A 17,429-nucleotide genomic window follows, 5' to 3' on the forward strand; every position below is an offset into this window, starting at 1 on the left:
GGTTGGCTAAACCTTTCCATACAAGGACTTTCACCTTGCCAGTAATGCCAAGCTTTGCTTGGCACACTAACGTTTCGTGTTTGCGAAGTCCAGCAACCCTTAGTTAGGTCTTGACTTGGATTGCTGGATTTGGGTGCAGTGAAACGGAACTGGAAATATATTGTTAGACGAAGTATCTGCTTTTAATTATCTGTAAAGTCTATACTACTCATAATATACTCTTTTCTTTCAAAGCCTTTCCAAACAATTATTCTATTGAATTTGAATCCACACTTTTCTATTAATTTTTGTGACGCTTTATTATTAGGATCAATTTCAGCTACAATTGAATTTAAACTTAAAGTATTAAATCCATAGTCTAATAACTTCATAGATGTCTCATATCCTAAACCTTGTTTTTGAAATTTTGGTTTTATTATATATGAAATATTAATATTTGCACCCATTGATTTATAATGTAGTCCTCCATATCCCACTACCATATTTCTTGATTTATTTATTAATAAAAAATCTCCAAATCCATACTTATTCCAATGCGTAATTATATTTTCAATTCTCTTTTTTGTATCTCCTTTGTTTTTATCTGATCCTGAAACAAAATACTGTGTTAGTGTAGAATTGTTAAAAATACTAAAAATTCTATCAATATCGCCTATAGTAATTTTCTTAAACATTAATCTCTCTGTTTGTAAACTCACTCTTAATCCCCCTATTGTAATATTATTTCCATTTATTTTACATTGATATTTCGCCTAACTACTGTATTCACAAACTATAATGCCGATTATGTATATGTAATTATATTTCATTAAAAGTGTGTCTTAATTATATATTACTTCAAATTCCTCAAATACCACTAACGTATCTTGTAAAAAACCCCTTAATTCTATTGTAAAGAAATCTATATGTACCTTTTGCCAATATTCTAATGATTATCAGCTTCTCACATTTTTTCACAGATACATGTTCTCTTCCCATATTTTCATACTTCTTATTGGTCATAAATTATTATAATAAACTCCACACTTGTATAATATCATTTTCTTAATTATATTGGATTAAAAATCAACCTTGATATCTACATTTCATATAACCAATTATTCATTACATATACTTACTTCTACATATAATTCCATTTTCCTTTCTTTTTTTACACGATATTCTATATTTTATATTATACATCCTACAAAAATAAATGGTTATCCCATTTCTTCTAATCACATAAAATAAGAGTGTATCACCAGATACACTCTTATTTTATGTGATTAATTTTTAAAATTTTACCTTTATATTTATACCTTTAATACTCCCTATCTACCACATGTATAATACCTTGATTAGACATTAACTTTTCATCCTTAAAAAATGAAGGATATACGTTATAATTATCTATATCATTAAGAGAAATCCATTCTAAGCTTTCTTCAATGCCATCTTCTGTCAGGCTTTTGCTAATTAAATTATAGTCTTTTACGGGTTTCATATAATAATAAAAAGACAATTCATGGAATTCTTCACCTGTAGTATCTAATATAAAAAAGTTCTCATGAATATATCCCATTCGATCGATTTCAAATAAAATACCCGTCTCTTCATATACTTCTCTTACAATAGCTTCTTCCATACTTTCGTGTAAATGTACACGACCCCCTACTGAATAATAATAGGGGTCTCTAGAATTTTTAACCATTAATATCTTGTTTTCATGAATAATGATTGCTCCAACTCGATAATTAAATTTTCCTTGTCCTGTTCTAAATGTACAATCTAAAATAATCTCCCCCACCTTTCATATTAGATATATCATTCATTACTTTCCAGCTCATTAAATATTTACTTCTGGATTTAATTATAATTTTCCTTTATTAATATAAAATAATCCTAGTATTTCTATCTAATAAATAAAAATCTTTTGTATTAAGAAAATCACCTTAATATTAAGGTGATTTCTTACACTATTTATCTACTTTATCTAGAATACTCTATACTTATATATATCCAACAGTTTCATTTTTCCATCCAAGTGATAATTTGAAGCTTCATGTAAGGCTCTAGTCATTGATACATATAATAGTTTTATATTCTATTTTAAAATTTTAAACCTATCTCTAATAGGTAAAAAATCTTTTTCATCTGCTTCTACTTCTTTATTTCCAAAAGGCATTTGAGCAATTAGACTCCAATTCTCTGGTATATCCCATTCATTCTTAACATCCTCTTCGATAAGTTCATTATAATGCTGTAATGAAGCTCCTAACCCTTCAACAGATAATGACGTCCAAACTATATATTGTAATATTCCTGAAGATTGTTGTGACCATATAGGAAAATTATTCTTATATAATTGAAATTGCTCTTGTAAAGATCTAACTACACTTTGATCCTCAAAAAACAAAACAGTTCCATATCCCTTTCTGAAAGACTCAATCTTCTCTTCAGTAGGTTTAAATTTTTCCTCTGGAACAACTTTTCTCAAAGCATTCTCTGTAATATTCCATAATCTTTTATGATTATCGTTAAGTAATAAAACTACTCTACCACTTTGAGAATTAAAAGCAGTAGGAGCATAATTCACTGCATTTTGTATAATCTCTTCTATCCTATCATCAGAAACATTTACTCTATCACTAATTCCATATATACTTCTTCTTTCTTTTATAGCAGAATAAAAATCTTTTGACATATCTAAAACCTCCTAATTGAATTCTATTATCATAATAGAATTTTACCCTGATAATATTATCCTAAACATAAGATTAATTTATACTTTTATATGAAAATTTTTTCCTCATTCGTTTAGCATTATCCATTGTTCAAGAATTTTATCAAGTCTATCTTCAAGTTCAATTTTTTCTTTATATAGACTATTTAATTTACTAAAATTTGTAGTATTTATGTTTATTTCTATTTCCTTGTTTGCAATTAAATTTTCATATTTCTCTATCTCATCTTCTATCTCCTTGATTTTTCTAGCTTTTGATTTATCTACTACATTTTTTCGTCCATTTTTTAAATTATTATCTGCTTTATTATGATTATAACTAGTTTTTTTATCAGCTCTTTCACTCTTCTTTTGAGATAACTTCTTTTCTCTATAATAATCATAATTTCCCAAGTAACTTATTAATTTTCTATTGGAAAGTTCTAATACTTTATTTGCAAGTCTATTTATGAAATATCGATCATGAGATATAAACATAATAGTTCCTTGAAACTGTAATAGAGTTTCTTCTAACATTTCACGACTCATAATATCCAAATGATTTGTTGGCTCATCTAATATTAATGTATTTACATCTTTATACATTAATTGACAAATACGAAGTCTCGCCCTTTCTCCACCTGAAAGATTTTTAACTTTTTTAAAAACATCTTCACCATAGAATAGAAACTTAGATAATATATTTCTTGCATCTCCCTCAGTACATATATATTCTTCTCTAAAGATATCTAATACAGTACTTTCTTCATTATTAAAATATATGTTTTGCTGCAAGTATCCTATTTTTACTTTTGATCCTATTTTAACTTCACCTTTATCTGAAAAAGCTTCACCTAATATTATTTTAATTAAAGTTGTTTTACCACTTCCATTTTTACCTACAAGAGCCACTCTTTCAGAATACTTGAGAGAAAAATTTAAATCATTAAATAAAACTTTTTTGCCTACTTTTTTATATAATCCATCAGCTAGAATAACATCTTGACCAGATCTTTCTTGAACAGAAAAATTTAATTTCATATTATCATTATCTACTATAGGTCTATCAATTTTGTCCATTTTCTCTAATCTTTTTTCCATACTAAAAGCTCTTCTAAAAAACTTTTCATTACCTCCCCTATCAGCCCAATCTTTCAATCTTTTAATGGACTCCTCCATTGATTTAATCTTCTTTTGTTGATCTTCATAGCGTTTTAACTCTTCTAAATATAATTTTTCTTTTTCTTCTACATAATATGAATAATTACCCATATAGGTATTTGCCTTACCTCTTTCTATTTCGATTACCTTATTGATGACCTTATCTAGAAAATATCTATCATGAGATATTATTATAACTGTTCCTCTATACTCTAATAAAAAAGATTCTAACCATTCAATAGATTCCATATCAAGATGATTAGTCGGCTCATCTAAAAGTAAAATATCTGGTTCTTCTAATAAAATTTTACCTAAAAGGACAGTAGTCTTCTCCCCTCCACTTAAATCTTTGAATTTCATATTTAAAAACTTTTTATCTAATCCTAATCCATCACATAATCTACTTAATTTTTCCTCAATTTTATATCCTCCTTTACTCTCAAAAATATTCTGAAGTTCTCCATATCTTTGAATCATAGAATTCAATTCTTCTCCCTTGGTATAACTCATTTTTTCTTCTAATTCTCTAAGAATGGATTGAATATTTAATTCATAATGAAAAGCCATGTTTAAAACGTCTATCACTCTATATCCTTTAGGATAATTTGGAATTTGTTCTAGACACCCTATTTGACTTCCTTTACTAATACTAATCGATCCTTCATCACAATTCTCTATACCTGCTATAATTTTAAATAAAGTTGTTTTCCCAGTTCCATTTCTTCCTACTATTCCTACTTTCTCTCCTCTTAAAACTTGAAATGTTATACCCTTTAACACTCTATTTGCTCCATAATATTTTTCAACACCACTTAAAGATACTTCTAACATTTTTTCATTCTCCTTTCAAAAAATAAACCTAGGTAAGAGAAATTTACCTAGGTTTATTGGGTCAAAAAATATTTATATGAACATTTAAATACTTTTTTAAAAAATTAAAATATAAATCTTATAAACACCATATATTTATACACAAAAAAACCTAGGTAAGTAACAATCTACCTAGATTCATTGTTTTATCAATGTAATTTGATTAATGGTAAAATAATTACTTCCCTTTAGTTAACATAATATTTGATTTTAGACACACCTATCCCTTGGTTAATATCGTTAAATCCTGCTATAGATTTAATAGGAGATAGTATACCTAAAATATTGTTAACTAAAGTTTCCATACTCATTTTCACCACCTTATAAATATTAAGTAAAATTATATCATACATATTATAATTATTCAATACCTTGTTATCTTGGCTTCCATTTATAGACCCTACAAAATACTTATCTATTATCTTACCTGCATAGTTACAGTGAAAGTAAAGTTTATAGCACTTAATTGATGTTCTTCCCTTTATTAAAGACCACAGCTATTTATTCAGTCATAAGCTCTAAAAAATATTTTTCTTTCCATTCTTTAAGATTTAAATATATCCTTGAATTTTTCTAGATCATAATCTAATAATACACCATTTCTATGGAGTTTATAGGGATCTGTTCTCTTAGTATTAATTCCATCTTCAGATGTAAAAGCCAGTAAAAAACCTGCCTCTTTTAACCATTCTATATTATGCTCAGTATAAATCCCAAACGGATATGCAAAAACATGTTTTGTACTAACAAATTTATCACAGGTTTTTACATCCTCTATGAATAAATCCTTATCTACATTTTGTAGAACAGTTGCCCCATCCTTCCTGATATGTAAAGCTGTGGTATGATTTGCATATTCAAATACATCTTGCATATCAGTTAACTCTTCCTTTGATAGACATACAGAGTAGTTATCGGTGTTGAACTGTACTTGATTAAAAATCCAATCTTTGACAACAAAGCCCACAGCATGAAAATTATATCTTTTTAATATAGGGTAAGCATAGGATATAACAGATTTATACATATCATCAAATGTTAACAGTACAGATTTTTCCGGTAAATCTTGATCATTATAATAAAAATCTACTACATCCTTTAATGACAATGTCACATAACCTTCATCATATAAATATTTCATCTGCTGCTCAAAATTTTCCAGATGAGCAAATAAAACAGGAGGCAAAAGATCGTGATAATCCTGTTCTACTCTAATACCCTGATAATCAGAATAATTAAAATCCACTTTTTTAACCAATTCATGATACATTAAAACGGTAAAGTTTTGCAATTTATCTCCTCCTCTAATAAACTTCCTTAACTTTTTTTAGCCAGCAACCTTCTTCCCAGCATCCCAACTAGTCTCTTCTTCTGATTCCTATATAGATCCTAAATTGAACCCCTTTTAAAACCTTGCAAAACAATTTTTATAAAATGGTAATTATATCTTTACTATAAATTAGTTTATCAAGATTGTAAATTTAAATCTTACCCTACCTAATTTTAGATACTTAATCGTCCATTGATTTTATCAATTGTACTTATAATTTTCTTAGCAATATCAACTTTTCCATCAAATAACTTAACTACATTACCAGATTTATTAAATGGATGTTCATTTAATACTCTTTTATCTAAACTTCCATTTTTTATAATATGATTTATAATTCGATTCACAAATTCCATTTGATTAATCGTTAAGTTTTCATTAGATAAAAACTCTGAGAAAACTTCTTTAGCAGCCTTTGGATCTAATCCTACAATTTTACTAACTAGCTTTAAAAGAGGTTCATCTCTAAATTCTTTTTTATAATCTTCTTTAGTTCCAAGATCCTGCCATAATATTTTTTCTAAATGCTTAATATCTTCTTTTCTTAGTTCTTTATTATTTCTTAGTTTATAAACAACTATATCGTCCTGATTTTCCTTTAAATATTGATTAACTTTTTTTCGATAATTTTCCATATTATTCACATTGTATTCTCCAGAGTTTTCAATACTTAAAAGTACTTCATCAGTAAAATTTGTATAATAAATTCCCTTTGATTTTTCTTCTATGAATCTAATTAACTCTCTAAAAGCCTTTCGCACCATTTCATAATCTAAAAGATCTGCTTCATACCAAAACTCTTGAGTCTGAACTTTTAATATTAGTTCCTTCTGCTTTTTAACTTTTTCAATTGTACCCTTTTCTGAAAGCTTTTCAGCTGTTGTAATTACTTTACTCTTGGGTTTTGATGCTTCTAGACCTCTTAAATCTGAATATTGAATTGTATACATTAGATAATCAAATCGTTTTGTCATTTCCTCCTGTTCTAAAGAAGGTATTAAAGGAGCAATATGCTCTTCCAATTCATTTAAATCTTTGTCTGTTAAATTTTCATAATACTTTTCTTCATTAAATTTATGAAGGTATTTTAATTTCATTCGTACATCAAATTTGCTTTCATTAATTTTCGAAATATCTTTTAAAACATCTTTTATCAAATTTTCTCTATATTTTTCATAATCATCTCTTTGATAATCTAACTTTTGAAGCTCTTTAATGATTGCTAATTTAATATTAAATATTTTCTCAGTCAATGACTTTACAACCTTTGCTTCTTTCCCATTTTTTTCAGTCCTAAAAAACTCAAAATTTCCACAATAATCAAAGATTCTAAACTCTTCTTTATCTAACCCTACTCCATATAAATTTTCACATAGTCTAGTTCCTCTACCAATCATCTGCCAAAACTTTATTTTAGAACGAACTTTCTTAAAGAATACAAGATTTAAGATTTCAGGTATATCAATTCCTGTATCTAGCATATCTACAGATACAGCAATTTGTGGTAATCTTTCTTTAGTTTCAAAGTCCTCCATTGTACTATCTACATAATTTATACCTGTATAAACTGATCTTGCAAATTCTCCATTATATTCTGGATATAAAATATTAAATCTTTCTATGATAAATTCAGCATGTTTTTTATTTTTTGCAAATATAATAGTTTTCCCTAGTTTATCTCCACCTTCAACCTTTAAGCCTTCATACATTAGATCTTTTAACACTAAATCAATAGTATTACTATTAAATAAAAAAGAATTAAGTTCTGAACCACTTATATCTCTTACTCCATCTTCAAATGTCTCTTCAAAAATTTCTTTCTCTTCTTCACTTAAATCATCATAATGAATACCTTTTTCCATAAACTTGGTAGTTGTTTCTATAGTGTGATATGGCACTAAATAACCATCACATATAGCTTCATCCAATTCATATGAAAAAGTAGGCACATTGTTCTCTAGTTCAAAAATTTCATAAGTATTTTTATCTATATCGCTTCTAGGGGTTGCTGTAAGTCCTAAAAGAATAGAATCAAAATAATTAAATATAGCTTGGTATTTTTTATAAATACTTCTATGACTTTCATCTATAATAATTAAATCAAAATGTCCCCTTGTATAAAGTTTTTTACCATTTTCATTTTTTACATCATCTATAGCATTCATCATAGTTGGATAAGTTGAAAAAACCATTCTACTTTCTGGATTATCCTTACTATCTAATAAATTGCATAAAGATAAATTAGGAAGTAAGTTCCTAAAATTTTTCTTAGCTTGCTTTACCAGAGCTGTTCTATCAGCTAAGAATAAGACATTTTTAATCCATCCTCTATTCATTAAAACATCTACAATAGAAATAGCGGTTCTAGTTTTTCCAGAACCTGTTGCCATAACTAATAAAGTTTTTCTACTTCCTTTATTTAAAGCATTACATACTGAGTTAATAGCCATTTTTTGATAATGTCTGTTTGTAATTTCATCTTTAATACTAGGGTTTTCTAAAGACTTTTTATGCTCTCTTTTGAATATCATCCATATGAGCTCTTCTTTTGTATAAAATCCAGATACCATACGCTCTGGATAACTTTTATCATCCCATAAATAATATTCAAATCCATTTGTATAGAAAATAATAGGTCTTATTCCATGATCTCTTTCTAAACAGTCTGCATATCTTTCAGCCTGTACTTGACCAATCTTAGGATCTACACTAGTTTTTTTAGCCTCCACTATGGCTAAAGGCTTTCCATCGTCTCCATACAACACATAATCTACATATCCTATACCCGATGCATTTGGCATTCCCATAACTTCTACTTCTTCTAGACAATTTTGACCAATGATCCAACCACTTAATTCTAACTCTAAATCGATATACATCTTACGAGTTTTAAACTCTGAAATCTCGTCTACTTTAAACTCCCTATTTTTACGGTTATTTTCACGCTTCTTGGTATTCTCTTTTCTAAGTAATTGATTCTCTTTTATAATCTCTTCTAACTTTCTATCCTTCTCACCTAATCTATCATATAAATCCTTAAGCTCTTGTCTAGTCTTCTTTTCATTTGCATTATCGCCTAATAAATTTTCGTCAAAAATCTTATCTTCATATTCATTGGAATAACAATAATCAATCCAAGAAATAAACTCAAATAGATTTTCAAGAGATAAAACTGCTTGATCTCTTGAAATAGGTGTTGAAGAATGAACTGCTTTATTTCCTAGTTTTTGGATATATACAAGCATAGGAAATAACTTACTATCTATAATACTTTTAAACCTATAATTATGTATTAAAGCTCCTAATCTTTCATCATAAGGTACAGTTAAATCTTCATCAAAGCTAAAAACCCATTTAATTGCAAGTTCTAAAGCTCTCCTTGATAATATAGCAGTAGTAGCATAAGATACTACCAAGCTTTTTTCTGCTTCTATACAAGCATAAGTAAATGCATTATATTTTTCTTCTTTCTTTAGAAATTCAAAATTATAACTCATGATTTTCCCCCTTTTACGTAAATAGTATTTATCTAAAACACTGTTGCATTAAAGCTTTATAGGTTATATTTATTTCATCAAGACTTTTTTGCATTTCAATCTTCATTTTATTTATTTGTTTCACATGCTCCGAAAATTGGAATTGGAGTTCTATTGGTGGTACTAAAAGCCTTATTTTCCCTAGCCCATCTTGACTAATCGTATACTGACCTGCAGAGGTTTTTATTTGAGCACTTAACTCTTTTTTCCCATAATCACTATTCAGTAAACAACTTGTATATTGGCCCTCTAAAATATTTTCATCAAAATGAACTCTAATTATATGGTCATTATGATATACGGGTTCATCAATAAGTTTAAAAACTGCACACCTTCCCACATAATTAGGGTTCCCATTAACACGTGCAAAAAGAAAATCGTTATTTTCTAATTGATATTTGCTTTTTTCTTTGTCTGTTAATTCAATTCGATTTACATTTGAGTAATCAATAAATCCATTTTGTAATTCGACTAATCGCAAAACAATTTGTCCTATATTCGCTTTACCTCTTCTTGCTAAGCCATTATTACTGTTAACTATTATATCTTTCAATAATACTTCGTCCCACCCCTTCGGATTAGTCACTGGATCTCCAAACATATCATAAAATATTGATTGAATTAAATCATCTAATAGTTTAATTTGCTCTTTTCTTTTATCAATTAGATTATGTGATTTATTAAGAATTTCAACAATTTTCTTTTGAGTTTGGATGGTCGGGATAGGGACTATAAGATTTCGTAATATCCTTAAATTAATATTATTTTGAGCTACCCCTCTTCCTGTATCTATGATTGTCCTTCTTATACTCTTTAAATAATAATATAGATATTCCGTTAAAATATTAGTATCTTTGACTTCTATACCTGCAATTGCTTGATTCGTGGCTGAATCTATATCTAAAATAGCTACTTCACCAAGAGTTGCAAAAATTGTATATAGTATTGTTCCGCTTTTAAATAACTTAGCAGATGAATTATTTAATCCTTGATCTGTAATATATTCAGTACATTTATTTATATATTTTTTATTTAAATTACCAATCTTTAACCAAGGAATATTCCCATTTTGCCAATATTCTTTTTTACTTCTTGAAGGAGTACCTCCTGCTCTTATATTTGATATCTCTCCTAATCTTTTATAATCCATCCTCTACACCATCCTCTCAATGTCATCTAATCCATTAAGAATCTGTTGTTCTATATCTCTAATTTTATCAATAATAACTTTTGGCTCTTCATACTCTACTTCTTCATACTCAATCTCTTTATATCTATTAATAGATAAATCATAATCATTTTTTGCAATCTCTTTTTTATCTACCAAGAAGGATTGTTCTGTTCGCTCTCTATCTTTTTCATTTTCTCTATTATAGTATCTTTTAATAATATCTTCTATATCATTATCATCTATAGGTTGACGTTTATCATCTAAGGAATATCCATCTGCTTTCATATCATAGAACCATACTTTATCAGTTCCACCTGCTCCTGTTTTAGTAAAAATCAATATGGCTGTAGATACTCCAGCATAAGGTTTAAATACACCACTAGGCATTGAAATAACACCATGTAAATGATGATTTTCTACAATCTCTTCTCGAATAGATTTATGAGCTTTTGAACTTCCAAATAATACTCCATCTGGTACGATAGATGCACAACGTCCACCTTTTTTAAGAATTCGAATAAATAAGGATAAAAATAATAGTTCTGTTTTCTTTGTCTTTGTAATCTTTAATAAATCTGATGATACACTTTCATAGTCTAGAGAACCTTTAAATGGTGGATTTGCTAGAACTAAAGTATATTTTTCTTTATCCTTATTAATTTCTGCAAGGGAATCTCTATATTCAATATTAGGATTTTCTACACCATGAAGCATCATGTTCATAGCACCAATACGGAGCATCGTTCTGTCCATATCGTTTCCATGAAACATGGTTCTATTATAGTGATCTTTTAATTCCTGTACAGAAAATAAATCTTCATTATTCTTTTGAAGATATTCACCTGCTACCACTAGAAATCCTGCTGACCCCGCTGCAGGGTCTATAATAATATCTGTAGGTGTAGGCTTCATAATCTCTACCATCATTTTGATTATATGTCTTGGAGTTCTAAATTGTCCATTAGTTCCTGCTGTTGCTACTTTTGAAAGTAAATACTCATATAAATCTCCATTGGCATCCCTATCCTCTATAAGCAAAACATCAATATTGGTTACAATTTTCTCTAGCATTTGAGGTGTCGGAACCATAAAGATAGCATCATCCATATATTGTGCAAATGCAGAATTCTTGTCTCCATGCATATTCTTTATAAATGGAAATACTTTTTTAGATACTACTTCATACATATCATTAGCAGGCAACTGTTTAAAGTTTTTCCATCTTAAATCTTGTTCATTATCTTTAAATATTTTCTCAGCTTCTATCCCAAAAAGTTCTGCATTTTGTTCTAAATCTGTCTGTTTATCGTCTAACCCCTTTACAAATAACAAATATGTAAATTGTTCAATTACTGATAAAGGGTTGGTAATTCCTCCTGTCCAGAATATCTCCCATATCTTATCTACTTTATTCCTTAGTTCTCCAGTTATCATCTTTCTCCTCCTATTTTTGAAACTCTTTAATCATTGTTTTTTATAACATTTAAAATCATTTCACACATTTTCACACATTGCAACATTATTCCAACAAGTCTTATACATTTATCATAAAAAGGCGGACTAGAATAAAGTGCACCTGAGCACCCTTCTAATACGGCAGGGGATTCCATCCCCTACAACACCTGTTTTTTATTGTCTTCCAATATTTTCTGTCATAATTAACCCTTGTATTTATCAATACTTCAAAACTTTTATTAAATAAACTGTACTAGACAATAAAAAAATATCATATATCTACAATTATATCATAAAATCTTCCATTATAAAGCTGTTGCTTAATTACATATAAAAAGAAATATTGATGTCACAATCAATATTTCTTTTTACAATAAATTCAATTTTAATACTAATTAAGCATCACTTTTACTCTCATTCTTCTTATTATAAATATCTTTATTTCTAAATAAATGAAGTATCAACAGTCCTCCAAATATAAAGCTTAATACTGACCATACCGCTAAATCAGAGTATGAACCTACATTAAATATTCCAATCAATCCGCCTATTATGTAAAATACTATTGATGTAATTAATATTCCTTTTTTATCCTTTGAAATCATAAGGAGTATACCACTGACTAACATAAATATTGCTAGAAATAATCCAGCACTTCCACTCATTTCTCCTTGTCCTTCAATAGCATTTCCAACTCCAGCTACACATGATTGCAAGGTAATAAATAAAAATAACACCATGCTTATAATACCTATTACTTTTTTCATTACTAATTCCTCCTTGAAATATTATTCTTTATAGATATTATTTCAAAGAATCTGTACCATTGTCAGTACAGGTGAAAATTATTATTAGATGTTTAATCAGTAATAATATTATTTATCAATTCTAATTTCTAAAAATTTATAGTCAAGGAGTATTATTTCACCTATCTTATTCCAAAACCAAGTTGAGTATCTTTCTTTCGATATGACTCCATTTTTCTATCTGTTATTTTATCTTCCAATTCTATATTTCCTATTAAAATTGGTGAATTAACATCATATTTTAATATATTATTTTTTATTGATTTATCACTAAAGTTGGCATAACAGTATAAGCAACCATGTTTACAAGTATTATACGTTCCAATATCAATACTATTAACACACCCACATATTTCTCTTTGATTTTTATCTTTTTTTATATCTAATTCTTGACCTACTATTTTTGATATTAATTCTTCATCTATACATTTAGCATGATCTATACCAAATCTAGATAAATCTATTTCTTCTGAGCATGTTTCTAATTTAATATTACACTTATTTGCTATTCCTAAAAATATTTTTGCTATTGAATACATTTTTTCTTTACAAATCTCTACCATATCAATTCCCTTTGTATTCCTCTTTGTCTTTGCATATAAATCAATAAAACTAAATATACATTTATCAGTATAGTGAGATAATTCAAAAGCTAAATAATCAAAATATTTTCTATGATATTCAATATCTATATCCTTGGTTAAGAGAATAGGATCATATCTCCATATAGCCTTTTCTTTTCCTATTTTACTTGAAAGTTCTTTAAAAGATTCAATGATTTTTTTCTTTTTTGGAAGATTTCTCTCTATAGACTTATCATAAGGATTAATAGTCACTTGAAAATAATAATTGTATTCTTTAAGTTTATCTAAACTATTCAAAACATTCGTAGGATCTTTAGTCCAAAACACAATACAATCTATTAAATCAGGAGTTAATCTAATCTTGCTTACCTGATGATAATTCATTGGGTTTCTAACTAATACATATCCTTCTTCTAATCTTTTGAAAAACCAATCAGAATAATATGCTGGTATATCTGTCCTTCTACTTACACTTAATATCATTTGTTCACCTTCTATCTGTACCTCTTCTTTAATTTTTTTATTTAAGTCTTTTCGAACAATCTCTCCGAGAAAATAATTCAAAATCATCTACAAAGGCAATATCTATAATCACTTCATAGCAAAAAACTTCTCAAGATTATTTTATACTAATCCCTTAAAAGAAAGAGATAACCTCATATTTTCGAGGCTATCCTTTTCTCTACTTATTGTCTTTAAACCACTAGATAATATCATCTGATTCATAAAGAGGCTTTCCATCTATCAATAGCATAGGCACTTGATCTTTTCCACCTAATTTAATAAGATCTTCTTGATCTTTAGAATCAGCCTTTATATCTGTCATTTCAACCTCGATATCATTTTTCTTCATGTATCTTATTTCTAGAAGTTAACCAAATAAACCTAAAGTAGAAAACCAGTCCTTATGAGTTATAAAACTAGTTTTACTTAAACATAGCCTATAAGCTTAAACCCATGTTCATCCAATATAACATTTGTATCTATAAGATTCAGTTTATTGTTTAGTGAATATATTATAATTGAGTCCCTAGGATCCTTAGCATATAATATGCCTAGGTTTGCTATTGTAAGTGCCCTATTAGCCTGATCTCTAGTAAATTTATTTCCGATACATATCTGAAGAAGCTTGTCCCTACTTGGGGACTTATCTCCACTTAATATCTGATATCCATATGTTCTATGCATGTCAGAGTTTCTTATAATATCACTTTTTCCATAACCTTTATTTTCACATATTTTTAGTATGTATTCTGAAAGCTCGTAATTACATTTTTCCAAACTACATGAATCTATATAATTTTTTAGATCGGACTGGTTTCTGATTCTATTCAATCTATCCAATAGTTCTTCAGTTATATCTATTTTCATATACATCTCTCCTGTTTCTAGAAAAAGAATTTATATGTTATAATTGTATCATAATTATTTGAAAGGGTGAACATAATGAATAATTTATCAAACAAATATAGACTTTCTATTTATTCCGAAATTTCAGAGCTATCTAAAGATAAAGTCTATATAGTCAAAAGTTCCCTTGATGATAAAATATATATTAAGAAAATTCTAGATCCTAAAAAATATGATATTTATAATAAACTAAGAAATATATCCTCATCAAACATACCTAAGATTTATGAAATAATGAAATTTGAAAACAAACTAATAGTGATAGAGGAATACATAAATGGATGCTCTTTAAATGAAATACTAGTTGAGTTTAAGACACTTCCTGAATCTAAAGTAATCAAATATGCTCTTGACCTATCTGATATATTGTATACACTCCATTCTTGTGATCCTCCTATAATACATAGAGACATTAAACCTTCAAACCTTATGATAAATAATGATGGATTTTTGAAGCTTATAGATTTCGATATTTCAAGAACTCATAAGACTAGTGAATCGTCTGACACGAATATTCTTGGAACGTATGGATATGCCGCTCCAGAGCAATTCGGATTCAACCAATCAGATGCTAGAACCGATATCTATTCCCTAGGAGTAACTATGAATATGTTGCTTGTTGGTAAACTCCCTGTAAACGGTATCTATGAAGGAAATTTATCTAGTGTGATATCTAAATGTATTCAATTAGATCCTGAACAGAGATTTCAGAATGTCAATGAATTGAAACTAACTATTTTAAAAAAATCAAATGAATTTAAAAATAAAGGAAAAATGAGTAGATATTATACGAAGTTTAAAATGCCAGGATTTAGATCTAGAAAGCTTTTATTTAAAATAATCAGTTCAATATGGTATGTATTTTTAACTTTAGCTTTGTTTGGATTTTTCACTGAAGATCCTTCCTTTCAAAATAGAGTTTTAGATGTAATCATGGTAGGCTTCCTATTTACTTTAACTCTTTTTTATGGAAATTTTAATAATGTGAAATCTAAGCTTCCTCTGGTAAAATCAAGAAGGTTGTTTGTAAAATTCATTGGATATGTTTTCTATACCTTATTATTATTAATTATTAGTATGATTTTTATGCCTGAGTAAATTTGTATGCTACTAGCATACCAACACTTCCTCCTTACTCTATAAAATATGTTTAAATATATTTTACAGGGAGGGATTTTTATGAGAAGTAAGGCTTTGATAGTTTCAGCAGTATTTGCAGTCATCTACAGTATTTATTTGATATTTCATTTCAGTGGAACCATGTCTGGTGACGCTTCTGACGCTGAGATAGTAGGAGGAGCTATAGCCACATTACTAGTTACACCACATATTGTAATGATGGTACTTGCATCTATATTCAACATCTTAGCATTAGCACTAAAAAAAGTAGGTTTTGCACTGACCACTGGTATTCTATATTCGGTAGCAGGAGTTCTTTTACCATTATACCTTCCATTCGTAATACCTATGATAGTACTTAGTTTCGTTGGATATTCTAAGATGAAAAAATTTAAATCTAATAATTTGAATGTTGAAAGCTAATTTCATATGGAGGGATTCTGTGAAAAAAAATATTATTATATTATTAATCTTGCTATCCATGTCGATTACACTCATTGGATGCGATAATTCTGATTCAAGCGATTCTTCTGATACTGATACAGGTTCCGAATCTTCTCATTCTAATGATAAAGAGAAAGAAACTGATAGTGAAGAAGATTCGAGCCAAGAAAAATCAATTCTTACTTTAGGAAAAACAATTGAAATGGGGGACTTATCCTTTGTAGCTAGATCTGCTCAATGGAAAAATGGGGATGAATTCTCATCTCCAGATGAAGGCGAAAAATGGTTAGCAGTAGACGTAGAAATAATAAATAACTCGGATGAGAGTACTTCTATATCTTCTTTGCTTATGTTTTCTTTATATGATGATGAAAACTACTCAACAGAGATTGCCCCTTTTGCTGATACTAGAGGCAGTTTAGATGGTGAGCTTGGTGTTGGGAGATCTATGGCAGGAGAAATAGCTTTTGAGGTTCCTGAATCAAGTGAGAGTTTTGAGTTCGTGTTTGAACCAGAATTATTCGGTTTTGGTCAAGCTATATATTCCATTCAAGCAGACGAAGTACAATGATATTTTTCTTTATTAAAAAAGACGATTTAGAATCCATCTTTGGATAACAAATCGTCTTTTTTATTATTCTAATTCTATTGTTCCTGCATTTAATGCATAATATCTTCCTTGATCTAAAACAATAATATTATCAGCATCTTCAACAAAATTATTAAACTTATGAGCAATAATTATTCCTATCCTATTCTTTAAATAATCTCTTATACATTTTTAATCTCTATAGCACCATTTTTATTTTCATTCAATTCTAAGGATGCTTTACGTTTCTCCT

General features: G+C 28.2%; 16 protein-coding genes and 1 pseudogene. 3 read left to right on the forward strand and 14 right to left on the reverse strand.

What is annotated here, in order from left to right:
* Nucleotides 1-182: 182 nt before the first annotated feature.
* The 14 genes and pseudogenes from GOQ29_RS12130 to GOQ29_RS12190 form a co-directional block, all read right to left on the reverse strand.
* Nucleotides 183-698, reverse strand: a complete 516-nt coding sequence (locus GOQ29_RS12130; protein ID WP_203372929.1) for a GNAT family N-acetyltransferase — start codon at nt 696-698, stop codon at nt 183-185.
* 123 nt (nt 699-821) lie between these two features.
* Nucleotides 822-920, reverse strand: a pseudogene (locus GOQ29_RS14860) (hypothetical protein); the annotation flags it as partial.
* A 380-nt stretch (nt 921-1,300) separates the two neighbouring features.
* The gene (locus GOQ29_RS12140; protein ID WP_350446024.1) at nt 1,301-1,786 is read right to left on the reverse strand and encodes an NUDIX hydrolase; all 486 of its coding nucleotides are present in this window, start codon (nt 1,784-1,786) and stop codon (nt 1,301-1,303) included.
* Nucleotides 1,787-2,083: 297 nt separating this feature from the next.
* A complete protein-coding gene (locus GOQ29_RS12145) occupies nt 2,084-2,683 on the reverse strand; it encodes a nitroreductase family protein (protein ID WP_203372930.1) in 600 nt (199 codons plus the stop codon).
* A 105-nt stretch (nt 2,684-2,788) separates the two neighbouring features.
* Nucleotides 2,789-4,693 carry a ribosomal protection-like ABC-F family protein gene (gene abc-f, locus GOQ29_RS12150; RefSeq protein ID WP_203372931.1) on the reverse strand — a complete coding sequence of 635 codons (1,905 nt, stop codon included), beginning with the start codon at nt 4,691-4,693 and terminating at the stop codon, nt 2,789-2,791.
* A 227-nt stretch (nt 4,694-4,920) separates the two neighbouring features.
* Entirely contained in the window at nt 4,921-5,043 is a 123-nt protein-coding gene (locus GOQ29_RS14865) for a hypothetical protein (RefSeq protein WP_286672880.1), read from the reverse strand.
* 233 nt (nt 5,044-5,276) lie between these two features.
* Complete coding sequence (locus GOQ29_RS12155; protein WP_203372932.1) at nt 5,277-6,023, reverse strand: polysaccharide deacetylase family protein; 747 nt, start codon at nt 6,021-6,023, stop codon at nt 5,277-5,279.
* 212 nt (nt 6,024-6,235) lie between these two features.
* The gene (locus GOQ29_RS12160) at nt 6,236-9,559 is read right to left on the reverse strand and encodes a DEAD/DEAH box helicase family protein (RefSeq protein WP_203372933.1); all 3,324 of its coding nucleotides are present in this window, start codon (nt 9,557-9,559) and stop codon (nt 6,236-6,238) included.
* A gap of 28 nt (nt 9,560-9,587) precedes the next feature.
* Complete coding sequence (locus GOQ29_RS12165; RefSeq protein WP_203372934.1) at nt 9,588-10,748, reverse strand: restriction endonuclease subunit S; 1,161 nt, start codon at nt 10,746-10,748, stop codon at nt 9,588-9,590.
* A 3-nt stretch (nt 10,749-10,751) separates the two neighbouring features.
* Nucleotides 10,752-12,203: a type I restriction-modification system subunit M gene (locus GOQ29_RS12170; RefSeq protein ID WP_203372935.1), complete on the reverse strand. Its 1,452-nt coding sequence runs from the start codon at nt 12,201-12,203 to the stop codon at nt 10,752-10,754.
* A 416-nt stretch (nt 12,204-12,619) separates the two neighbouring features.
* On the reverse strand, nt 12,620-12,991 hold the full coding sequence (locus tag GOQ29_RS12175) for a hypothetical protein (protein WP_203372936.1): 372 nt from the start codon (nt 12,989-12,991) through the stop codon (nt 12,620-12,622).
* Nucleotides 12,992-13,152: 161 nt separating this feature from the next.
* Complete coding sequence (locus GOQ29_RS12180; protein WP_484477089.1) at nt 13,153-14,178, reverse strand: DUF1848 domain-containing protein; 1,026 nt, start codon at nt 14,176-14,178, stop codon at nt 13,153-13,155.
* Nucleotides 14,179-14,317: 139 nt separating this feature from the next.
* The gene (locus tag GOQ29_RS12185; RefSeq protein WP_203372937.1) at nt 14,318-14,467 is read right to left on the reverse strand and encodes a glutaredoxin family protein; all 150 of its coding nucleotides are present in this window, start codon (nt 14,465-14,467) and stop codon (nt 14,318-14,320) included.
* A 77-nt stretch (nt 14,468-14,544) separates the two neighbouring features.
* Nucleotides 14,545-14,985: an XRE family transcriptional regulator gene (locus GOQ29_RS12190; RefSeq protein ID WP_203372938.1), complete on the reverse strand. Its 441-nt coding sequence runs from the start codon at nt 14,983-14,985 to the stop codon at nt 14,545-14,547.
* Nucleotides 14,986-15,060: 75 nt separating this feature from the next.
* On the opposite strand from GOQ29_RS12190, the gene GOQ29_RS12195 reads away from it, so the two are divergent.
* The 3 genes from GOQ29_RS12195 to GOQ29_RS14710 all read left to right on the forward strand — a co-directional run bounded on the left by GOQ29_RS12195 (nt 15,061) and on the right by GOQ29_RS14710 (nt 17,158).
* The gene (locus tag GOQ29_RS12195; protein WP_203372939.1) at nt 15,061-16,122 is read left to right on the forward strand and encodes a serine/threonine-protein kinase; all 1,062 of its coding nucleotides are present in this window, start codon (nt 15,061-15,063) and stop codon (nt 16,120-16,122) included.
* 81 nt (nt 16,123-16,203) lie between these two features.
* Nucleotides 16,204-16,566, forward strand: a complete 363-nt coding sequence (locus GOQ29_RS12200) for a hypothetical protein (RefSeq protein WP_203372940.1) — start codon at nt 16,204-16,206, stop codon at nt 16,564-16,566.
* Nucleotides 16,567-16,585: 19 nt separating this feature from the next.
* Entirely contained in the window at nt 16,586-17,158 is a 573-nt protein-coding gene (locus GOQ29_RS14710) for a DUF4352 domain-containing protein (protein WP_203372941.1), read from the forward strand.
* The last annotated feature ends 271 nt before the right edge of the window (nt 17,159-17,429 follow it).

The sequence above is a fragment of the Anaeromonas gelatinilytica genome (assembly GCF_016820635.1).
Taxonomy (GTDB): Bacteria; Bacillota; Clostridia; order Tissierellales; family SIT17; genus Anaeromonas; species Anaeromonas gelatinilytica.